General features: G+C 73.8%; 10 protein-coding genes and 1 pseudogene. 5 read left to right on the top strand and 6 right to left on the bottom strand.

Features of this window, described 5'->3' with window-relative positions:
• Positions 1-94: 94 nt before the first annotated feature.
• Positions 95-2,158, bottom strand: coding sequence for an NB-ARC domain-containing protein (locus tag R9X44_RS10650; RefSeq protein ID WP_319813882.1), 2,064 nt, complete (start codon positions 2,156-2,158; stop codon positions 95-97).
• A gap of 118 nt (positions 2,159-2,276) precedes the next feature.
• Entirely contained in the window at positions 2,277-2,849 is a 573-nt protein-coding gene (locus R9X44_RS10655) for a helix-turn-helix domain-containing protein (protein ID WP_319813883.1), read from the bottom strand.
• 122 nt (positions 2,850-2,971) lie between these two features.
• On the opposite strand from R9X44_RS10655, the gene R9X44_RS10660 reads away from it, so the two are divergent.
• Positions 2,972-3,853 carry an SDR family oxidoreductase gene (locus R9X44_RS10660; RefSeq protein ID WP_319813884.1) on the top strand — a complete coding sequence of 294 codons (882 nt, stop codon included), beginning with the start codon at positions 2,972-2,974 and terminating at the stop codon, positions 3,851-3,853.
• 20 nt (positions 3,854-3,873) lie between these two features.
• Here the strand turns inward: R9X44_RS10660 and R9X44_RS10665 are convergent, their stop codons facing one another.
• On the bottom strand, positions 3,874-4,629 hold the full coding sequence (locus R9X44_RS10665) for an IclR family transcriptional regulator (protein ID WP_319813885.1): 756 nt from the start codon (positions 4,627-4,629) through the stop codon (positions 3,874-3,876).
• 150 nt (positions 4,630-4,779) lie between these two features.
• On the opposite strand from R9X44_RS10665, the gene R9X44_RS10670 reads away from it, so the two are divergent.
• From R9X44_RS10670 to R9X44_RS10685, 4 genes and pseudogenes are all read left to right on the top strand, one after another.
• Complete coding sequence (locus tag R9X44_RS10670) at positions 4,780-5,499, top strand: CoA transferase subunit A (RefSeq protein ID WP_319813886.1); 720 nt, start codon at positions 4,780-4,782, stop codon at positions 5,497-5,499.
• Position 5,500: 1 nt separating this feature from the next.
• Positions 5,501-6,139 (top strand): CoA transferase subunit B, encoded by a 639-nt coding sequence (locus R9X44_RS10675; protein ID WP_319813887.1) that lies wholly within the window; start codon positions 5,501-5,503, stop codon positions 6,137-6,139.
• A gap of 23 nt (positions 6,140-6,162) precedes the next feature.
• On the top strand, positions 6,163-7,353 hold the full coding sequence (locus tag R9X44_RS10680) for an acetyl-CoA C-acetyltransferase (protein ID WP_319813888.1): 1,191 nt from the start codon (positions 6,163-6,165) through the stop codon (positions 7,351-7,353).
• 164 nt (positions 7,354-7,517) lie between these two features.
• Positions 7,518-8,138, top strand: a pseudogene (locus R9X44_RS10685) (SDR family NAD(P)-dependent oxidoreductase); the annotation flags it as partial.
• 84 nt (positions 8,139-8,222) lie between these two features.
• On the opposite strand, the gene R9X44_RS10690 reads toward R9X44_RS10685, so the two are convergent.
• Genes R9X44_RS10690 through R9X44_RS10700 form a run of 3 tightly spaced genes read right to left on the bottom strand, consistent with a single transcriptional unit; the run spans position 8,223 to position 22,211 of the window.
• Positions 8,223-9,803 (bottom strand): aspartate aminotransferase family protein, encoded by a 1,581-nt coding sequence (locus R9X44_RS10690; RefSeq protein ID WP_319813889.1) that lies wholly within the window; start codon positions 9,801-9,803, stop codon positions 8,223-8,225.
• 25 nt (positions 9,804-9,828) lie between these two features.
• Positions 9,829-15,807, bottom strand: a complete 5,979-nt coding sequence (locus tag R9X44_RS10695; RefSeq protein WP_319813890.1) for an SDR family NAD(P)-dependent oxidoreductase — start codon at positions 15,805-15,807, stop codon at positions 9,829-9,831.
• 29 nt (positions 15,808-15,836) lie between these two features.
• Entirely contained in the window at positions 15,837-22,211 is a 6,375-nt protein-coding gene (locus R9X44_RS10700) for a polyketide synthase (protein WP_319813891.1), read from the bottom strand.
• Between the last annotated feature and the right edge of the window lie 19 nt (positions 22,212-22,230).

The raw sequence follows: 22,230 nt of genomic DNA on the forward strand, positions 1-22,230 counted from the left end.
TTCACCCTGCCACGCTCAGCCGCATCCCCACGCCGACGCCGTCAGCGCGGCTTCACCCCGACGCGCACGGCGACGCCGCCCACGCTGAACGCCGTCAGCCCAACTTCGCCCTGACGCGTTCGGCCGCATCCCCCACGCCGAGGCGTTCGTAGTGCTCGAGGGCCTTGTGCCAGGCGGCGTGGTCTGTGTCGAGGTCGCCGAGGGCCTCCCAGACCTTGGCCTCCTGGTAGCCGCGGCCGTCCGCGCTGAAGAGCGTAAGCGCCTGCTCGTAGAGGGCGCGTGCCTGGTCGGGGTGGGTGGGGGCGAGCAGTTCGGCCTGCCCCACGAGGACTTTGCCCTCGTTCGTCTCGTCGCGTTCGCCGCTCTCCGCAAGCTGCCGGAACACCGAGGCCGACGCCCGGTAGCTCTCCAGCGCCGCCGCGACGTCGCCCATGACGGCCTGGGCGTCGGCGCGGTGCAGGTGCATCAGCGCGCGGCTGCGCGGCCGGTTCGGGTCGAGGTAGGGCAGCGCCCTGTCAAAGTACTCAAGCGCGCTGACGGCGTCGCCGCGACGCCGCGCGGTGATGCCCAGCCATTCCAGCGCGGCGGCGCGGCCGCGCGGCTCAGTCCCGGCCTCGGCCGCGCGGAGCGAGCGCGCGAACCGCTCGGCGGCCTCGGCGAGCCTGCCCTGGCCGAGCAGCATCTCGCCCCACTGCGCCTGGACGCGGGCCTGCGCGTCGGGGTCGGCGCAGGCGTCGGCGTCGCGTTCGGCGAGGCCGAGGAGCGTCGCGCGCTCGTCGCCGTGCCCGACGGCGGTGAAATACGCATTCGTCGCCTCGGCCATCTGCCACCCGTACCCGGGGGCCGCGCCCTCCCAGACGCGTCCGGCCCGCTCCACACAGGCGAGGATCGCTGGCATGTTCTCCGCATACCAGGACGAAATCGGCTCCTGCTCCCGAATCCCCTCGGGCACCGGGAACGGCGCTTCCTGCGCGTAGAGCGGGCTGAGCTTCCAGCGTCGCGCGGTGTCCGCCGCGATCGCCGTCCGCAGGTAGTAGTCCCCTATCCGCTCCCGCACCGACCGCCGCGCGCCGGGCTCAAGGTCGCGGGCCGCGGCGAGCCCCGCGTGCTCGTGGGTGAGGTCGTCCATGACATACCGCCCACGCCGGTCCCTGCGCACGACGCCCCGCCGCACCAGCTGCTCAAGACCGGCGGAAGCGTCAGGATCATCGACGGCGAGGGCCGCCACGAGCCCGTCATCGAAGTCACGGACGGGGTGCAGCCCGATCGTCCGGTACAGCCGCGCGGCGGCCGGACCCAGCTCCCGGTAGACGACCTCAAAGACCGCCGACGGCCTGGCGACGTCGTCATGCACCGCCTCAAGCGCCGCGAGACGCCCCCGCTCCGCCATCCGCTCCGCGAGGTCGGCCAGCCGCATCTCCTCGTCATCGTGCAGCAGTCCCGCCGCATGACTCGCCAAAAGCGGCGAACCGGCACAGATCTCAACAAGCCGGTCAAGCGCCTGAGGCTCCGCCGACACCCGCTCATCCCCGACGATCTCCGCGAAAAGCTCACGCACCGCGTCGGAAGGCAGCGGCTCAAGGGCCAGCCGCCGAGGCCGATACTGCGCGAGTCCCGGCACCGGCGTACGACTGGTGAGGAAAACGAGCAGACCCGGCAGATTCGACAGGAACGGCAGCACCTGCGCGGCCGACTGGACGTCGTCGAGCAGCAGCGCGACCCGCTCCCCCTCGATCAGCGACCGCATCAGGTCGACCTTCGCCGTGAGCGTCGTCGCGCCGTGCGTCACCTTCTTCAGCACAAAAAAGCTTTCGCAGACCTCTTCGACACTGCGCCCCTGCCCCCGTGTACCCCCGCATTCCATGGCGATCTGGGCGTGTCCGAACCGCTCCCGATGCGCGTTGATCCACGTCAACGCGAGCGTCGTCTTCCCCACCCCGGCCGCGCCGACGATGTTGACGATCTGGGGGCCGCCGTCGAGCGCGGCCTCCGCCCACGCGCTGAGCGCGCCGAACTCCGGAACCCTGTCGCGGTAGACCGACGTGACCGTCGGCACGATCCGCACGGTCCTCGCGCGCTGGCCGAGCTCGACCGACCCGTTGAGCGTGCCGACCTGGAGCACGGTCCCGGCCGAACCGTCATAGGCGTTGGCGCTCACACAGGCCATCTTGACCCACGATCCCGCACACCGCCAATCCCCTAAAACGCCCAAAACCCCACCACATCACCCGATTCCACCAGTAAAGCAACGTCGGTTCCGTGGCCGGAAACCGCCGTCAGGCGAGGGTGGTCAGGGCGGTGCGGAGGCGGGTCAGGGCGGTGCGGCAGAGGACGGCGAGGTCCTCGTCGCCGTCCGGGGCGGCCCATGTGGCGTAGGCGTCCTTGAAGGCGAGGATGCCGAGCTCCCCGGCGAGGGTCGCGGTGGGGTCGGGGACGCCGCGCGCGCGCAGGGCCGCGGTGAGGGCCGCGGCGAGGCCGACCTGTTTGAGCTGGTCGCGCTCCTGAAGCTCCGCGCTCGTGGCGATGACGGCGCGCAGGCGCGGCGCGAGCTCGCGGTTGAACGGGGTCATCGCGTCGGCGACGCGTTGGAGGCCCGCGGCGACGGCGTCGAGGGGCGCGGCGTCGTCAGGGGCCGCCGCGACGCCCTCGGCGAGCAGCCGCGCCATCGTCTCCTGGCCCGCCGCGAGCACTTCCCTTTTGTCCGGGAAGTGACGGAAGAAGGTGCTCTTGGTGAGCCCGGCGCGTGCCACGATCTGCGCGACTGTCGTGTTGTCGTAGCCCCGCTCGGTGAACAGGTGAAGTGCGGCGGCGACGAGCCGCTCGCGCGCGTCAGGCTCCCAGCGTGGCATTTTCCCCTCCCAAACCCCCTCAACCTATCCGACCCCGGACGCCGACGCCGGTGATGGGACCTTTGTCCCGTCACCGGTGCTACTGTGATGAGACCATTGTCCCATCACCCGGGGGTTCTCCCATGCGCGTCTTCGTCACCGGCGCCAACGGCCTCATCGGCTCCGCCGTCGTGCCCGAACTGATCACCGCGGGCCACGAGGTCGTCGGCCTCGCCAGGTCCGACACATCCGCCCAGACCGTCGCCGAGATGGGCGCCGACGTCCTGCGCGGCGACCTCGACGACGCCGACGCCCTGCGCGCCGGCGCGGCCGACGCCGACGCCGTCATCCACCTCGCCTTCGGCCACGACTTCACCAAGTTCGCCGAGGCCACCGCCCAGGAGGCCGCCGTCATCGAGACGTTCGCCGCGGTCCTCAGGGGCACGGGCAAGGCGCTCGTCACCGCGTCGGGCACCCCCGCGATCCCCGGCCGCACCTCCACCGAGGACGACCCCGCGCCGACCGAGGGCCCCAACGGCGGACGCGGCCGCAACGCCAAGACCGTCCTCGACCTCGCCGCCGACGGGGTGCGCTCGGCCGTCGTGCGCCTGCCGCGCTCGGTCCACGAACGCGGCGAGGGCTACGGCTTCTCCTCGATCCTCATCGACGCCGCGCGCCGCACCGGCGTCTCCGGCTACGTCGGCGACGGGTCCCAGCGCTGGCCCGCCGTCCACCGCCGCGACGCCGCCCGCCTGTTCCGCCTGGTCCTCGAGGACGCCGCCCCCGGCACCGTCGCGCACGCCGTCGCCGACGAGGGCGACCCCATGCGCGCCCTGGCCGAGGCCATCGGCCACCAGCTCAACACGCCGGTCAAGCCGGTCGCCGCCGAGGACTTCGGCTTCCTCGGCTCGGTCTTCGCCCTCGACCAGCCCTCATCCAGCGCGAGGACCCGCGCCGCCTTCGGCTGGGAACCCACCCACCCCTCGCTGCTGACCGACCTGAACTCCGGCGACTACCCGGCCTGACCGGCCGGCGGGCGCGCCCGTCAGCGCATCGACCGGGTGAGCCGGTGGGTCTCCTCGAGCAGCAGACGGCCGAGCGCCGCCTGCCGCTCCCGGCGGAAGCGCGGCTCGATGCCGGTGATCGTCAGGGCGTACTCGGGGGTGCCCGAGGCGGTGAAGACCGCGGCCGCCATACCCCACGACCCCTCGACGATCAGGCCGGGGTTGAGTGACCAGCCGTCCTCGCGGGTGGCGGCGAGGCGGCCGCGCACCGCGTCATCGGAGAACTCCCGCCCCCACCTGCCGACGAGGTCGGCGCGCGCCAGGTAGGCGTCGACCTCCGCGTCGGGGAGGTGGGCGAGGACGGCGATGCCCGCGGAGACGGTCCCGAGGGGGAACCGCGCGCCTTCGTAGAGGACGTAGGAGCGGATGGGGAAGTCGCCGTCCTCGCGCAGCAGCACGACGACCTCATCGGCCCGGCGCACCGAGAAGAAGGCGCTCTCACCCGTCTCCCGCGCCAGCCGGAGCACACTGCTCCGCGCCTCCTCGGTGACGTCGTAGCGCGCGGTGGCGGCCCTGCCGAGAACGTAGATCTCGGGACCGAGGAACCAGTGCCCGGTGCGCGCGTCACGGTCGACGAGCCCTTCGACGGCCAGCGCCTCGAGGAGCCGGTGCGCGGTCGCCCTCGGCACCCCTGCCCCGCGCGCGGCGGTCGTGGTCGTCGCGCCGTCGGCGGTGTGCCGGGACAGCTCGCGCAGCAGCGCCGCGGACCGCCCCACGACGCTCGGCCCCTCACTCACCCCAGCCCCCTAGGTGTCCACTCAGTGGACGCGAGAGTACCACCCCGTCTGCTGTGCGAGAGGAGTTCCCGGCCATATTGACGGTGTCGCACCCATTGTCCGATAAATGGTGACGACCGCTGAGCAGACGACTTGATCTGAGGAACGCTCATGCCCAAACTACGGAAGAGCGCGCGGGACGCGCTTGACCCGTCCCTGAGGGACGGGATGACCATCGCCGTCGGCGGTTTCGGCCTTTCCGGCATTCCCCGCGACCTCATCGAGGCGGTGCGCGACTCCGGAGTACGCGACCTCACCGTCGTCTCCAACAACATGGGCGTCGACGGCAAGGGCCTCGGCCTCCTGCTGGAGAACAACCAGGTCGCCAAGGTCATCTCCTCCTACGTCGGCGAGAACAAGCTGTTCGCCCAGCAGTACCTCGCCGGGGAGCTCGAGGTCGAGTTCTGCCCGCAGGGCACGCTCGCCGAACGGCTGCGCGCGGGCGGCGCCGGGATCGCGGGCTTCTACACCCGCACAGGCGTCGGCACGCAGGTCGCCGAAGGCAAGCCGCACCAGGAGTTCGACGGGCAGACCTACGTGCTCGAGCGCGGCATCGTCGCCGACCTCTCCCTCGTCCACGCGCACACCGCCGACCAGGAGGGCAACCTCCGCTACCGGTACACCGCGCGGAACTTCAACCCGCTGGCCGCCACCGCGGGCAGGGTGTGCGTGGCCCAGGCCGAGGTGATCCTTGACGGCTTCCTGCACCCCGACGACGTCATGACGCCCGGCGTCTATGTGAACCACGTCGTCAAGGCGGGCGACGCGCCCAAGGACATCGAGCAGCGGACCGTCCGGCCTCGGCCCGCGACGGTGGGACAGGAGGTCTGACATGGGCTGGACACGTGAGGAGATGGCGGCGATCGCCGCCCACGAGCTCCGCGACGGCGACTACGTCAACCTGGGCATCGGCATTCCCACCCTCGTCGCCAACTTCGTCCCCGACGGCGTCAACGTCATGCTCCAGAGCGAGAACGGCCTGATCGGCATGGGCGCGTTCCCGTACGAGGGCGAGGAGGACGCCGACCTCATCAACGCGGGCAAGCAGACCGTCACGGCGGTGCCCGGCGCGGCGTTCTTCGACTCGGCCGAGAGCTTCGCGATGATCCGCGGCGGCCACATCGACATCGCGATCCTCGGCGCGCTCCAGGTCGCCTCCAACGGCGACCTCGCCAACTGGATGGTGCCCGGCAAAATGGTCAAGGGCATGGGCGGCGCGATGGACCTCGTCGCGGGCACCCGCCGGATCGTCGTGATCACCGAGCACGTCGCCAAGGACGGCTCGCCCAAGATCCTCGAGAAGTGCACCCTGCCCCTGACCGGAGCGGGCGTGGTCGACCGCGTCATCACCGACCTCGCCGTCCTCGACGTCACCTCCGACGGCCTCGTGCTGCGCAGGCTCGCGCCCGGCGTCACGCTCGACGCCCTGCGCGCCGCGACCGGCGCGCCGGTCATCGACGGCACCGACTGATCCGCACCACGGAAGGAGTACCGGTGACCACATCCGTCATCGTCGCCGGGGCGCGCACCCCGATCGGCCGCCTGTCCGGAGCCCTCGCGGGCTTCTCCGCGGCCGAGCTCGGCGGCATCGCCATCGAGGGCGCCCTCGCCAAGGCCCGCGTCGCGGGCGACCAGGTCGACTACGTCATCATGGGCCAGGTCATCCAGGCCGGCGCGGGCCAGAACCCGGCACGCGTCGCGGCGGTCAAGGGCGGCGTCCCGCTGGGCGTCCCGTCGATCACCATCAACAAGGTGTGCCTTTCCGGGCTCAACGCGATCGCCCTCGCCGACCAGATGATCCGCGCCGGCGAGGCCGACGTCGTCGTCGCGGGCGGCATGGAGTCGATGACGAACGCCCCGCACCTGCTGCCCGACTCGCGCAAGGGCATCAAGTTCGGCGACGTGAAACTCGTCGACTCGATGGCCTACGACGCGCTGTTCGACCAGTTCACCACCCAGGCGATGGGCCTGCTCACCGAGGAGCGCAACGCCGCCGCCGACCACCTGACCCGCCGCGAGCAGGACGAGTTCGCCGCCAGGTCCCACCAGCGGGCGGCGCTGGCGTGGAAGAGCGGCGTCTTCGACGACGAGGTCGTCCCGGTGGCGATCCCGCAGCGCAAGGGCGACCCCGTCATGTTCACCGCCGACGAGGGCGTGCGCGCCGACACGACGGCCGACTCGCTCGGCAGGCTGCGGCCCGCGTTCTCCCCCGACGGCACCATCACCGCGGGCTCGGCCTCGCAGATCTCCGACGGCGCGGCCGCCGTGATCGTCATGAGCAAGGCCAAGGCCGAGGAACTGGGCCTTGAGTGGCTCGCCGAGATCGGCGCGCACGCCCAGGTCGCGGGACCGGACTCCACCCTCCAGCTCCAGCCCGCCGCCGCGACGGCACGGGCCTGCGCGAAGGAGGGCATCGCCCCGTCCGACCTCGACCTCGTCGAGTTCAACGAGGCGTTCGCCGCCGTCGGCATCGTCTCGGCGCGCGACCTCGGCCTTGACGACGCCAAGGTCAACGTCAACGGCGGCGCGATCGCGCTTGGCCACCCCGTCGGCATGTCCGGCACCCGGATCGTCCTCCACCTGGCCCTCGAACTCCGCCGCCGAGGCAGCGGCACCGGCGCGGCCGCCCTGTGCGGCGGCGGCGGCCAGGGCGACGCCCTGATCGTCCGCGTCCCCACCCCCTGACCCGCACCCCCCAACCACACAACGACCCACCCCACCGACACCGTGGTTTTGTCGGTGGGGCGGGGGATGATGTGGGGGTCGGCCTGCCGGGGGGCAGGGGAACGGGGGGCGTTATGGACAGGGTGCTGGGAAAAGTCGCGATCGTGACCGGGGCGGCCCGGGGCATGGGGGCATGTCATGCGCGGACTCTGGCGCGGGAGGGAGCCCGGGTCGTGGTGACCGATGTCGACGAGGGCGGGGCCAAGGTCGCGGCGGGGATCGGGGGCGATGCGGTGTTCGTCCGGCACGACGTGCGGTCAGCCGACGACTGGGCCCGGGTCGTCGCGACGGCCGAGGAGGCGTTCGGGGCGGTGGACATCCTGGTGAACAACGCGGGCACCGCCGTCCACGAGCCGATCGTCAGCATGAGCGAGGAGCGGTTCCGGGGCCAGTGGGAGGTGAACACGCTCGGGGTCTTCCTCGGCATGAAGGCGGTCGCCGGTCCGATGGGGCGCGCCGGGCGCGGCTCGATCGTCAACATAGGTTCGATCTCGGGGCTGGTCGGCGAGGCGGGCGCGGTCGGCTACACCGCGTCGAAATTCGCCGCGCACGGGATGACGCGGGTCGCGGCCAAGGAGTTCGGGCCCATGGGCATCCGGGTGAACTCGGTGCATCCCGGGCCGATCGACACGGGCATGCTGCACGACGCGCCGGGGAGCGAGGAGGCGGTGCTGATGATGAAGGAGATGTCGCCGCTCGGCAGGATCGGCACGCCGGAGGAGGTCAGCGCCGTCGTCCTGTTCCTCGCGTCCGATGAGGCACGGTTCGTCACGGGGGCTGGGTATGTCGTGGACGGCGGCCTGCTCGCCTTAGCGGCAGGCCGCCGCGTCCTACAGACCGAGCAGACGTGCGGCGTCCTGGGCGCGCAGGACGCCACAGAGGTCGCGCAGCGCCGCGCCGGTGCGGGCGATGTCGGCGTCGGCGAGCCGGATCGACGGCTCGAAGCGCAGGGTGTGCACGGCGCTCGCCGTCGGGAAGATGCGGATCGCGTGGGCGCGCATCAGGTATCCGGAGGCGAAGTAGCCGAACATATCGGCGCGCTCGCGGATCTCCGGGGCCGCCGACTCCGTCTGGTCGTGGAACTCGAGGCCGACCATCAGCCCTCGGCCCCTGACGTCCTTGACGACGTCCGGGTACTCGGCTTGGACGGCGCGCAGTTCCGTCATCAGCGCCGCGCCCCGCTCGGCCGCGACGCGGTAGGCAGCGCCGCCGTCCGCCTCGAGGAGGTCGATGACCTTGCCCGCGATCCGGGTGGAGAACCCGTCCTTGGCGTAGGTGGAGCTGTGGATCAGGTCGAAGTCACGGCGGTAGCGCGAGGCGCGCACGAGCGTCACCGCGGCCTTGGCGACGCCGCCGCCGAGGCTCTTGGCGAGGGTGTAGTAGTCGCCGCGCAGGCCGATCCCCGCGCTGGCGAAGAAGGACCCCGATCTGCCCATGCCGGACTGCACCTCGTCGACGACGATCGGGCAGCCGACCGAAGCGCAGACCCGCTGAATGGTCCGGGCGGCCTCCTCGGTGAGCGCCCTGATGCCCGCCTCCCCCTGGATGGGTTCCAGGACGAACGCGCAGAAGACCGGCACATCGCGTTCCACGAGCCGGATGATTCGGGCGTCGAGGGCGAAGTCGAAGACTGTCCTGCGCGCGCCTTGCACGATCCGGGCGAGCTCGTCGGGACGGTCTGCCGGGACGAACTCGCAGCGCGCGGCGAGCGAGCTGAAGGGGAGCCGGAATGACGGGTTGTGCGTCAGTTGCACGCTTCCGACGAGTTTGCCGTGGAAGGAGCCCTCCAACGCGAGCAGGACGGGAGGGGCGGACAGGTGCTCGGCCTCGGCCCGCTCGGCGGCCTCCAGGAGAGCGTCCGCGTCAGCGACGCCGAACGCGGCGAGGGCGTCGTCGGCGAGGGCCGCGCGGCCCTCCGCCAGCGCCGTCCGCGCCCGCGCCCGGTTCGCGCGCAGGGACTCGCGCAGGTCGGCGAGGCGCGTCACCCTGTCGAGTTCGGCGTGTTTGAGGGCGATCTCGTTGGCCTCCGCGCCGCTGTTGGCGAAGACCGCGAAGTAGGGTTCCGCCTCGCCGAACTCGCGTTCCAGGACGCGGTTGAGCCGCCGCGCGACGGCGTCGGCGTACGGGTGGAGCGAGAACTGGGCGTACACCGGCAGCCTCGCGTCGAGCAGGGACTTGGCGTAGGCGACGACGTCGGGGTCATGGTGGCCGAGGATCGTCGCGCCGAAGGCCCCGACGAGATCGAGGACCGCCCGCTCCCCGCCCTGGTCGTCGCGGTGGTAGAGGGTGTCGCCCTCCGCCCGCACGTATTCGACGGCGAGGCCGAGAAGGGCAAGGGTCTCGGCCATGTGCGGCTCGGCGAGATCGGTCTGCGCCGGGTGGGCCCCGGCCGTGATGACGGCGGATGACATGGTGGTGGCTCCTTCGCGCTGCGGTTCACAGGCTCTGCTCGATGAACGCGAACAGTTCGTCGTCGCTCGCCGCGTCAAGATCGGCAGGTGCGGCGGACTGTGTCGCGGGGGCGCGGGCCGCGCCGAGGCGGTCGAGGACCGCGCGCAGGCGTTCGGCGACAAGACCGCGCTCCGCCTCGTCGGCGGGCGGCTCGGCGAGCGCGTCCTCCAGCGCGCCGAGCGCGGCCAGCCGCGTGCGGGCGGCGAGCCTGGCCCGCAGGTGCGCGGCGACGGCCGCGGGCGTCGGGTGATCGAACACCAGCGTCTCCACGAGGTCAACACCGGTCGCCTCACTGAGGCGCTCCTGAAGCTCCAGCGCGGTGATCGAGTCGATCCCCGCACTCTCAAACGACCGCTCCGCCCCGATCAACTCACCCCCCTCCCGCCCGAGCACCGCACTGGCCTCCCCCCGCACAAGCTCAAGAAGGTCACGAGCACGACCCGACTCATCGCCGGTCGGCGCGTCGCGACGCCCTGGGACCGCGTCACTGAACACGGTCGGCGTGTCGCGGCGCGCCGGGACCGGGTCCCCGAGCGCGGTCGGGGTGGCGCGGCGCGGTGGGATCAGGTCCTCGAACGCGGTTGGGGAGCGGCCCGCGTCTGCCTGCTCGCGGAGGGCGTTGAGGTTGAGGGCGAGTGGGAGGAGGACCGGGTGAGCGGGTGTGTCGGGGGAGAGTGCGGAGTCGAGGAGGCGCAGGCAGTCTGCGGCGGTGACTGGGCGTAGGCCGGTGCGGGAGAGGCGGTCGAGGTCGGCCTTGCCGAGCCGGCCGCCCATGCCGCCCTCGACGTCCCAGAGGCCCCAGGCCAGGGAGGTCGCGGGCAGGCCCTGGGCGCGGCGGGCGTGCGCGATCCCGTCGAGGAAGGCGTTGGCGGCGGCGTAGTTGGATTGTCCTGCGGTGCCCAGAATGCCGGCGACGGAGGAGAAGAGGACGAACGCGTCGAGGCGCAGGTCACGGGTGAGCTGGTCGAGCCACACCGCGGCGTCGGCTTTCGCGCGGAAGACCCGGTCGACGCGGTCGGCGTCCATCGCGCCGACGGCCGCGTCGTCGAGGACGCCCGCCGTATGGATGACGGCGGTCAGCGGCGCGTCGCGCGGGACGCGGTCGAGCAGCGCCCGCGCCTCCTCGCGCACGCCGACGTCGCAGCCGACGACCTCGACCCGCGCCCCCACCGCGCCCAGCTCCGCCCGCAGCTCCGCCGCACCCGGCGCGCCCGCACCCCTGCGGGACGCCAACAGCACGCTGCGCACCCCATGCACCCCCACGACGTGCCGGGCCACAAGCGCCCCCAACGCCCCGGTACCCCCCGTGATCAGCACAGTGCCCCCCGGATCGAGTCGCCCCGGACTCCCCACACGCGCGACCCGCCGAACCCTGGGAGCCCAGACCTCACCCCCGCGCACGGCGATCTCCGGCTCCTCCCCCAAGGCCGCGGCCCCAAGGCCAGCCTCAGCCCCGTCCTCAAGATCAACGAGCACGAACCGCCCGGGATGCTCCCGCTGCACCGCCCGCACCGCCCCCCGAACCGCGGCCCCGACGGGATCAACGGCCTCCCCTTCGACCACGGCCACCCCACCCCGGGTGGCCACGACGAGACGCCGCCCCCGCCACCCGGGCTCCGCCAGGAACGCCCGCACCACGTCAAGGACCCGGTTGACCGCCTCCCGCACCCGCACCGGACCCGCCACCCCGCCTTCCTCCGGCATCACCACGGGCACCACCCCTTCGCCGACCCCCGAGAGATCCTCCGCCCGCATCACCACGCCCACCTGCGGCCCGCCACCAAGGGCAGTTCGCGGGTCGCCGACGGATGCCGCGAGGCGTGTCCAGGCCAGGTGAAAGAGCGCCGGAGCGTCGTCGTCGGCCCGAGGCGCGTCGGTGTCGGGGCCCGCGGAATCCCACCAATAGCGGGTTCGCTGAAAGGGATAGGTCGGCAGCGACACCCTGCGCCCCCTACCACCGAGCACCGGCGTGAAGTCCACCTTCGCACCGAACACAAACGCCTCCGCAAGCGCGCTGACAAACGCCCCACCTTCCCCTCCCCCGCACACAACGGCTCCCGTCCCGCCAAGCAACTCCCGCACGGCCGACACCCCCCGCCCCACCCCGATCTCCACGAACACCCCGAACCCCCGCGCCGCAAGCCCCCGCGCCGCACTCCCCAGCTCGTCCAGGGGGTCGCCGTTGGTGGGGGTGGGGTTTGGGAGTGGGGGTTGGGTGGTGAGGAGGGGGCTGGTGGCGGGGAGGGGGAGGGCGCCGGAGAGGTGGGCTGCGGCCAGTTCGCCGGTTCCGGCGCCGATGACGGCGTCGGGGTGGACGCCGTGGGAGCGCCAGAGGGCGGCCAGGGCGAGCATCGCGGCGAAGTTTCTTGGGCGGGTGTTTTGGGGGGAATTCCACCAGGTTGGGTCGGTGGAGCCCGGGAGGTGGGGGGTCAGGGCGGTGCGGGATTCGGTCAGGTGGGCGGTGAAGGCGGGGTCGGTCGACCATGGCGGGTCTGATTGACGCGTCGCGGTGTCGTCTGCGAAGACGAAGACTGTTCGGATCGGGCCTGACTCGGCGGGGCCGACCACGGATGCGGCGGGGTGGCCCTCGGCGAGGGCGCGCAGGCCGTCGAGTGCCTCTTCGCGGTCGGCCGCGACGACGACCGCGCGGTGTTCCCACGCGGTCCGCGCCATCGCGGATCTGGCGAGGTCGGCGAGCTCGACGCCCCCGGCGAGGGCCGCTGCGAACCGCGCGGCCTGCTCGGCGAGCGCGCGGGCCGACCGTGCCGAGACGACCACCGGAAGCGGCCCGTCCGCCCTCTCGGGTTCTGGCCTTGCCAGATCCTCCGGGGCCTGTTCCAGGATCCCTACCGCAACCTCCGGGGCCTGTTCCAGGGTCTTTGTCGGTTCCTCTGGGGTCTGTTCGAGGATTATGTGGGCGTTGGTGCCGCTGATGCCGAAGGATGAGACCGCCGCGCGGCGGGGGCGTCCGGAGTCGGGCCAGGCGGTCTGCTCGGTCAGCAGGGTGAGCGAGCCCGTTGACCAGTCGACCTTCTCGGATGGGCGGTCGATGTGCAGGGTGCGGGGTAGGACGCCGTGGCGCAGGGCGAGCGCCATCTTCGCGACCCCCGCGACCCCGGCCGCCGCCTGGGTGTGGCCGACGTTCGACTTCAGCGACCCGAGGAACAGCGGCGCGCTCCGCTCCCGCCCGTAGACGGCGAGCAGCGCCTCTGCCTCGATCGGGTCCCCGAGGACGGTCCCGGTGCCGTGCGCCTCGACCGCGTCGACGTCGCCGGGCGACAGCCCCGCGTCCGCGAGCGCGCGCCGGATCACCCGCTGCTGTGCCGCGCCGTTCGGCGCGGTGAGCCCGTTGGACGCGCCGTCCTGGTTGACGGCCGAGCCCCGGACGACCGCCAGCACGTCGTGCCCGGCACGGCGCGCGTCCGACAGGCGTTCCAGCACCAGGACGCCGACGCCCTCCGCCCAGGCCGTGCCGTCGGCGGCGTCGGCGAAGGACTTGCACCGTCCGTCCGGCGCGAGCCCGCGCTGGCGCGAGAACTCCACGAAGCCCTCGGGGCCGGCCATCACCGTCGCGCCCCCGGCCAGCGCCATCGTGCACTCGCCCGCCCGCAGGGCCCGGACGGCGAGGTGCAGCCCGACCAGCGACGACGAGCACGCGGTGTCGACCACGAGGGCCGGGCCGCGCAGCCCGAGCACGTAGGCGAGCCGCCCGGCGGCCATGCTGGTCAGCCCGCCGATCGTGCGGTAGCCGTCGAGGTCGGTGCGGGCCGGAAGCCGTTCGGTGTACCCGTTGGCGAACACGCCGAGGTAGACGCCCACGTCGCGCCCGCGCAGCGCGGCGGGGTCGATCCCCGCGTGCTCCAGCGCCTCCCACGAGGTCTCCAGCAGCAGCCGCTGCTGCGGGTCGATGGCGAGCGCCTCACGCGGCGCGATCTTGAAGAACTCGGCGTCGAACAGCGCGGCGTCGCGCAGGAACCCGCCGTGCCGGGTCGCCGACGTGCCGTGCAGCGCCGCAAGATCCCAGCCCCGGTCCACCGGGAACTCCGAGATCCCGTCGTCCCCTCGCGTCAGCAGCTCCCACAGCTCCCCGGGCCCGCGCACCCCGCCCGGCAGCCGCACGCCGATCCCGACGATCGCGATCGGCTCGACGGACTCGCCGGCCGGCCGCTCACGCCGGACCGACCCGCCCCGAAGCCGCTCCCGAAGGTGCGCTACGACGGCGGCGGGCGTCGGGTGGTCGAAGACCAGGGACGCGGGCAGCGCGATCCCCGTCACCTCGGCGAGCCTGTCACGCAGGTCGACGGCGGCGAGCGAGTCAATGCCGAGGTCGGCGAACGTCGCGCCGGTGCGCAGCCCCGGCGGCGTGTGCCCCAGCGCGGCGGCGGTCGCCTCCTCCACGAGGTCCTCAAGCCGCCGTCCTTCAAGGCCCAAAGCCGCCGACGGCTCGACCGGCAGCAGCGCCCGCAGCGCCGCAAGGTCGATCTTGCCCGTGGCGTTGCGCGGCAGCGCGCCGACCAGATGCAGGCCGACCGGCAGCTTGTAGGCGGCGAGCCGCAGCGCGAGATGGGCGCGGACCCCGTCGAGCGTGGGCCGCGCGCCCTCGCCCGGAACCGCGACGACGACGACAGCCTCCCCCCGCGTCTCATGCGGCACCCCCGTGACGGCGGCCTCCACGATCCCGGGACACCCGGCGAGCGCACGCTCGACCTCGGCGGGATAGACGTTCTCCCCACCGGTGATGACCATGTTCTTCAGGCGGTCAACGAGGTACAGGTGACCGTCGGCGTCGAGTTCGCCGATGTCCCCGCTGTGGAACCACCCGTCGGCGAACGCCGCGGCGTCGGCGTCGGGCGCGCGCCAGTACCCCGCCGTGACGTTCGGCCCGCGCACGCAGACCTCGCCGCGCACCCCCGGCTCGGTGACCGTCGCGCGCGTGGCCGGATCGACAAGCCGGACCCGCGTGAACGGCATCGCGACGCCCGCCGATCCCGGCTTGCGCGGGATCTGGTCGACCGGCAGGAGCGTCGCGAACGGCGCGGTCTCGGTGAGCCCCCACGCCTGCCGCAGCGGCACACCCCGCGCCGCGTACTGCTCGACCAGCGCGGGCGGCACCGGCGCGCCCGCCACCACCGCGACGCGCAGGCCGGACAGGTCGGCTTCGGCGAACCCCGGCGTCCTGGCCAGCGCCGCGTACACCGACGGCACGCCCAGGAGCGTGCCGACCCGGTGTGCCACGAGGTCGGCGAGGATCACGTCGGGATCGAACGCCCTGCGCAGCACGGTCGTCCCGCCGTGCGCGAGGGTGCGCAGGGTGAAGGAGTTCAGCGCGCCGATGTGGAACAGCGGGGTGACGGCCATGTTGACCTCGCGGCCCGTCACGCCGGTCGCCCAGGCGACGTTCGCGCAGTTCCACCAGAGGTTCCCGTGGGTGAGCCGGACGCCCTTGGCCCGCCCGGTCGTCCCCGAGGTGTACAGCAGGATGGCGAGGTCGTCGGCCTTGCACGCGACGGGTTCCGGGCGTTCGGCCTCGGCGAGCGCGGCGCTCAGCGACGACCCCGGCAAGCCGACGGACTCCGTCACCGGGTCGTCGTCCACAAGCAACAGCCGCCGATGCCCGCGCACAACCTCATGCCCGGGCTCCACGACGATTGTGTGCGGGTCGCAGTCGGCAAGGACCTCCCCCAGCTCGTCCGGCCGCAGCATCGGGTTCACCGGGACGAACACCGCGCCGAGCCACGCGCAGGCAAGGTAGGTCTCGAGGAAGGCCGGGCTGTTGCGCCCGAGGTAGGCGACGCGGCAGCCCCGCGCCGCGCCCCCGGCGGCGAGCACCCCGGCGAGCCGCCCCGCCCGGTCCGCGAGGGCCGGATAGCCGATCTCCGTGCCCTCATACCGCAGCGCGGGACCGGCACAGGGCCGGTCCGCCTGCCCGAGCACCGCGCCCACGGGGCTGAGATCCACACGCATCGCCGTCTCCAGGGTCGTCACAGGGTCGGTCACAGGGCCGCGGCGCGCTCCCGCGCCGGGTCGGCACGGCGCGGCGAGGGCAGATAGCCCGATTCCACGAAGAAGTCCACGGACTTCGCGAACAGCTCGCCGTCGAGGGGAGGGCACACGACGCCGCTGCCCGCGAGCGCGGCCTCGGTCTCGGTCACGTCGACCGGCGGGGTGCCGATGCCCCCGTCGAGGATGCGCAGGAAGACGTCGAGCAGGGGACGCACCGCGTTGCCCGGATCGTCGAGCACGGCGGCCCGCCAGGATTCCGGGTCCCGCTCGGGCAGCGGATAGCCCGCCGCCCTGAGGCGTTCCACGAGGTCGCGGTACTCAACACCGTCCTTGCCGTACAGGTGGAAGGTCCCGCCGACGGCCTCCGGCCTGCGGGACAGCGCAACGATCGCCGCCGAGGCGTAGTCCACCGGCACCATGTGCACGGTCCCCGACAAGCCGGCGGGCGCTCCCCCCGCCTGGATCATGCCCTTGAGGCTCAGCCACACGAAGTCGCGCGTCTGGCACGCGCCGCCCACCCGGTCGCCCCACAGGAAGTCGGGCCGGTAGACGGTCACGGGCAGGCCACGCTCGCGCGCGATCCCGATGACCCGCTCGGCCGCCCACTTGCTCTGCCGGTACCCGTTGGACAGCGCCTCCGGCGGACCCGTCGGGGCGTCGACGGCGAACGGCGCGCCGCCGCCCGGGCCGTCGGCGAACACCCCGGTGCTCGACACGTAGTGCACGGGGACGGTCCGATGCAGCGCGGCGAGCCGCAGAACCTCGCGGACCCCGCCGACGTTGGCGGCCTCAAGCGCCGCGTACGGCAGCAGCCAGTTCACGACGGACCCGGCGTGGTAGACGGCGTCGGCACGCCGCGCGAGGTCGTCGAACTCCGCTTCCGTGAGCCCGAGCCGCGGCGCGGCGAGGTCGCCGACGACGACCTCGAGCCGCCCCGGATCGACCTCGTCGCCGATCCGGTACCACGCGAGGTTCTCGCGCAGCCGCCGCTCGGCGTCCGCGCGGTCCGCGCCGCGCACCAGGCAGTGCACCCGCGCGCGGGTCGTGCGCATCAGGTCGCGGAGCAGGAACGCGCCGAGGAACCCTGTCGCGCCGGTCAGCAGGACCTCGCCAGGTTCCGCGACCGCGTCGCCCGTGACGGGGGCGGGCCGCACATCCTCGTCAAGACTGACCCCGGCCGTGAAGTCGACCGCGCGGGCCGACGCCGTGCCGAGGAGTTCGGCGCACAGCCGGTCGGCCAGCTCAGCGGGGGTCGGGTGCTCGAAGACGACGGACGCGGGCAGCCTGACCCCGGTCGCGGCGGCGAGCCGGTTGCGCAGATCGACGGAGATCCGCGAGTCGAACCCGAGATCGGCGAAGTGACTGCCCGGGCCGACGGCGTCGGGGCCGGTGTGGCCGAGCGCGCGCGCCGCCTCGGTGCGGACGACGCCGCACACGAGCGCGTGCCGACCCTCCTCGGGCAGGTCCGTGAGCCGCTCGGCGAGCGAACGCGCGCCGCCGGCGTCGTCAAGCGCGTCCCGCAGGGCGGTGCGTCCGGCGAGGTCGCCGAACAGCGGGGACGGCGTGCCGCGCCCGGCGCGCAGCGCCGCGAGGTCCATCGGGGTCGCGACGAGCGCGGCGTGCTCCTCGCCGAGCGCCGTGTCGAGCATGCGCGGACCGAGGTCGGCGGTGACGGGGGTCAGACCTGAGCGGTGCATCCTGGTCCGGTCGGCCTCGCCGAGACCCTTCTCCATGCCGCCCGCGTCCGCCCACATCCCCCAGGCCAGCGATGTCGCGGGCAGGCCGAGCCCGGCGCGGTGTTCGGCGAGCGCGTCGAGGAAGGTGTTGGCCGCCGCGTAGTTGGCCTGTCCCGCGCCGCCGAGGACGCCACCGATGGACGAGAACAGCACGAAGGCCGACAGATCGTCGCCGCGCGTGAGGTCGTGCAGGTGCCAGGCGGCGTCGACCTTGGGCCGCAGCACGGCGGCGAGCCGGTCGGCGCTCATCGCGGTGATCAGCCCGTCGTCGTGGACGCCAGCGGTGTGCACGACCCCGGTGAGCGGACGCGGGGCCGCGGCTAGGACCGCCGCGAGCGCCGCGCGGTCGGCGACGTCGCAGGCGGCGAAGGCCACCGCAGCGCCGAGCCCGGTGAGCTCGGCCGCGAGGGCCGCCGCGCCCGGCGCGTCCGCGCCTTGGCGGCTCACCAGCAGGAGGCCGCCGACCCCGTGCGCCTTGACCAGGTGCCTGGCGAACAGCCTGCCCAGGGCCCCGGTCGCCCCGGTGATCAGCACTGTGCCGTCCCGCCGCCACGCGGCGCGCGCGGGGGCGGCGGCGCCGAGACGGGCGAGGCGCGGCACCAGCACCCTGCCCGCGCGGACGGCCGCCTGCGGCTCGCCGGACGCCGCGAGCGCGGGAAGGGCCTCCGCCGACGCGGGATCGCCGTCCAGGTCGACAAGGGTGACGCGGCCCGGCATCTCGGTCTGCGCCGAGCGCAGCAGCCCCCAGATCGGGGCGGCCACAAGGTCGGCCACGCCGCCGCGTTCCGTCGGGACCGCGCCGCGCGTCACCACGACGAGGGGCAGGTCGGCTGCCCTGTCGTCCCTGGCCCACGCCCTGACCAGCTCCAAAGCCCGGCGCGTCGCGTCGTGGACGCGGGCCACGACGTCGCCGCCCGGCGGATACAGGAACGGGATGACAAGGGACGCGCCCGCTTCGGTCGCGCGAAGCGCCGCCTCAAGGGTGCCGAACACCGGGGGGTCGCCCAGCGCGGCACGCACCTCCGGGCACGGGAGTGCCGCGTCGCCCGCGACGTCGAGGAGCGCCCAGCGCCCGCCGCCCGCCCGGGGGGCCGGGGCCGCGGGACGCCACGCGACCCGGAACAGCGCGTCACGGGCCCGCGACCGCGCCGTCGCGACGTCTTCCGCGGTGACCCGGCGGACGCCGACGCCGCCGATCGACGCCACGGGCCGTCCCGCCGCGTCCGCCACGCGCACCGTCCCGTCGGCGGCGAGCCTGGCCCGGACGGCGGTCGCGCCGACCGCGTGCAGGCGGACGGCACTGAGCCGGTCCACCTCGCCGGGCGGGTCCGCGAGGCGCAGGACGGCGTCAAGCAGCGCGGGGTGCAACCCGAACCCGTCGACCGGCGTGCCGGGAGGCAGGGCGGCTTCGGCGTACAGGTCGCCGTCCGCGCGCCACACGGCCCGGTCCTTCCCGGGGGGCGGCCAGGCGTCGCGCCCCACTGCCTGGTCGGTCCCCCGCGCGACGGGCTCGGCCCCGGGGAGCGGCCAGGCGGTGAGGTCCCAGACGGGTGCGCCGACGCCGCGCCGTACCGTGCCGGACGAGCATTCCGCCCATTCCGGCCGGTCCTCGGAGACCGCCGCGTGGACGGTGAACGCTCGTCCGCCCGTCTCGTCCGACGGACCGATGACGAGCTGGAGGCGGAGCGCCCCGCGTTCGGGCAGCACGACGGGGCCCGTCAGCACGAGTTCGTCAACGACGCCGCACCCGACCTCGTCGCCCGCCCACGTCACGAGGTCGAGCAGCGCGGCGGCCGGGAGGACGGGCGCGCCGAACAGGGTCCGGTCGGCGAGCCAGGGCGCGGACCGCGCGGAGACCGTCGCGGTGCAGACCACCTCGTCGCGTCCCGCCAGGACCACGGGCGGGTCGGCGTAGGGGTGCGCGCCCTCCCGTCCCTCGGCGAGCGGACGCAGCCAGAAGCGCTCCCGCTGGAACGGGTAGGTCGGCAGCTCCACCGCGTGAGCGCCGGTCCCGGCGAAGAACGCGGGCCAGTCGACAGTCGTGCCGCGTACGTGCAGCGCGCCTAGCGCGCTTACCGCACAGCGTGCCTCGGGTTCCCCGTAGCGCAGCGCCGGGATCGCCGCAGCCTTCTCGGTACCGGTCGCGGCCATCGTGGTGAGCACGTCGCCGGGCCCGATCTCCAGCAGCGTCGTCACACCGAGGGATTCCAGCGCGCGCACCGCGTCGAGAAAACGCACGGGACGCCGGACCTGCTCGGCCCAGTAGTCCGGGGAGGTCCAGCGGTCGTCCGGCCGCCCGGTCACCGTCGAGACGAGCGGGACGCGCGGCGGGTGGAAGGCGAGGCGGCGCAGGGCCGCGCGGAACTCCTCGACCATCGGGTCCATGCGCGGCGAGTGCGAGGCGCAGCCGATCGGCAGCCGCTTGACCTGGCGGCCGCGCGCCTCCCAGTGGGCGGCCACGGCGCACACGGCGTCCTCGTCGCCGGAGACGACGACGTCGCGCGGCCCGTTGACGGCGGCGATCACCGCGCGGCCCGCCGCGTCGAGCGTCGGCCGCACCTCGTCCTCTGCGGCCTGGACGGCGACCATCGCGCCGCCGGACACGGACAGCATCAGCCGTCCCCGGACCGTCACCAGCGCCGCCGCGTCGGGCAGGGACAGAACTCCCGCGACATGCGCCGCGCTGATCTCGCCCAGGGAGTGCCCGACCAGGAAGTCCGGACGCACCCCCCAGCTCTCGAAGAGCCGGTACAGGGCGACCTCGACCGCGAACGTGGAGGCCAACGTGTAGTCGATCCGATCGAGCCCGTCGCCTGACTCGATCACCTGCCGCAGCGGCCCCGGAAGATGGACGTCCAGCGCCGCGCACACCTCGTCGAACGCCGCGGCGAACACCGGAAAGGCGGCGCGCAGCTCCCCGGCCATCCCCGCGTGCTGCGCTCCCCCGCCGGTGAACATGAAGGCCAAGCGCCCGTCCCGCTCACGCCCGCGCACCGCATCCGTGCCGTCCTCGGCGATCCCGTCGAGCCCGTCGATCAGCTCAGCCCGGTCCGCCGCCACCACGACCGCCCGGTGCGACAGCGCGGCCCGCGTCGTCGCCGCCGAGAAAGCCGCGTCCAGCAGCCCGACGCCCGCGTCGAGCAGCGCCGACAGCCGACGCGCCTGCTCCCGCAACGCCTCCGGCGACTTCGCCGACAGCACACACGGCACCACCGGAAGGCGCGTCACGGGACCCGCCTCGGCGTCCGCGTCGGGTTCGGGTGCTTCCTCCAGGATCACGTGCGCGTTGGTGCCGCTCACCCCGAACGCCGACACCGCGGCCCTGCGCGGCCGTCCCGTGTCCGGCCACGGCCGCCGCTCGGTCAGCAGCTCGACGGATCCGGCCGCCCAGTCGGCCAGCGGCGTCGCCCTGTCCACGTGCAGGGTGCCGGGCAGGACGCCGTGCCGCAGCGCCTTGACCATCTTGATCACCCCGCCCACCCCTGCCGCCGCCGCCGAGTGGCCGATGTTCGACTTCAGCGAACCGAGCCACAGCGGCCGATCCGTCGGACGCTCAGCCCCATAGGTCGCGAGCAGCGCACCCGCCTCGATCGGGTCGCCGAGGCGGGTGCCCGTGCCGTGCGCCTCGACCGCGTCGACGTCGCCGGGGCCCAGGCCCGCGTCCGCGAGCGCCTGGCGGATCACCCGCTCCTGCGCGGGCCCGTGCGGCGCGGCGAGGCCGTTGGACGCGCCGTCCTGGCCGAGCGCCGACCCGCGCAGGACCGCGAGGACGCGGTTCCCGTCACGCCGCGCGTCCGACAGCCGCCGCAGCACGAGCAGGCCCGCCCCCTCGGCCCAGCTCGTGCCGTCGGCCGCGGCGGCGAACGACTTGCACCTGCCGTCCGGGGCGAGCCCGCGCTGTCTCGCGAAGTCCACGAACCCGCCGGGCGAGCCCATCACCGTCACGCCCCCGGCGAGCGCGAGCGACGACTCGCCCGCGCGCAGGGAGCGCGCCGCGAGGTGCACCGCGACCAGCGACGACGAGCACGCCGTGTCCACGGTGATCGCCGGTCCCTCGAAGCCGAAGGTGTAGGAGATCCGGCCCGACGCGACACTGCCGAACTTGCCCGTCATCAGATGGCCCTCGAGCTCGGCGGGCCCGCGCAACCCCAGGTAGGACTGCTCCGACGCGCCGACGAACACGCCGACCGCCGTGCCGCGCAGCGTCTCGGGGTCGAGGCCCGCGTGTTCGAGCGCCTCCCAGGCCGTCTCCAGCAGGACCCGCTGCTGCGGGTCCATCGCCAGCGCCTCGCGCGGGGAGATGCCGAAGAAGGCGGCGTCGAACTCGGTCGCGTGGTCGAGGAAGCCGCCTTCGCGGGTGTAGGAGGTGCCGGGCTCGTCGGGGTCGGCGCTGTAGAGGCCGTCGAGGTCCCAGCCGCGGTCGGTCGGGAACCCCGTGATGGCGTCACGGCCCTCGACGACGAGCCGCCAGAGGTCGTCGGGCGAGGCGACGCCGCCCGGGTAGCGGCACGCCATGCCCACGACGGCGACGGGCTCGCGTCGCTCAAGGTCGGCGATGCGGCCGCGCGCCTTGCGCAGTTCCATGGTGACCGACCTCAGGTAGTCGGTCAGCCTCTCGTCGTCGGCCATGTGGGTGCCTCGTGTCCTT

This window comes from Actinocorallia sp. A-T 12471, assembly GCF_033875155.1.
GTDB lineage: Bacteria > Actinomycetota > Actinomycetes > Streptosporangiales > Streptosporangiaceae > Actinocorallia.

Bases quoted from the DNA above. Each gene is read 5' to 3' on its own strand.
- R9X44_RS10655 (WP_319813883.1), bottom strand. From the start codon at position 2,849: ATGCCACGCTGGGAGCCTGACGCGCGCGAGCGGCTCGTCGCCGCCGCA.
- R9X44_RS10660 (WP_319813884.1), top strand. From the start codon at position 2,972: ATGCGCGTCTTCGTCACCGGCGCCAACGGCCTCATCGGCTCCGCCGTC.
- R9X44_RS10670 (WP_319813886.1), top strand. From the start codon at position 4,780: ATGCCCAAACTACGGAAGAGCGCGCGGGACGCGCTTGACCCGTCCCTG.
- R9X44_RS10675 (WP_319813887.1), top strand. From the start codon at position 5,501: ATGGGCTGGACACGTGAGGAGATGGCGGCGATCGCCGCCCACGAGCTC.
- R9X44_RS10690 (WP_319813889.1), bottom strand. From the start codon at position 9,803: ATGTCATCCGCCGTCATCACGGCCGGGGCCCACCCGGCGCAGACCGAT.
- R9X44_RS10695 (WP_319813890.1), bottom strand. From the start codon at position 15,807: ATGCGTGTGGATCTCAGCCCCGTGGGCGCGGTGCTCGGGCAGGCGGAC.
- R9X44_RS10700 (WP_319813891.1), bottom strand. From the start codon at position 22,211: ATGGCCGACGACGAGAGGCTGACCGACTACCTGAGGTCGGTCACCATG.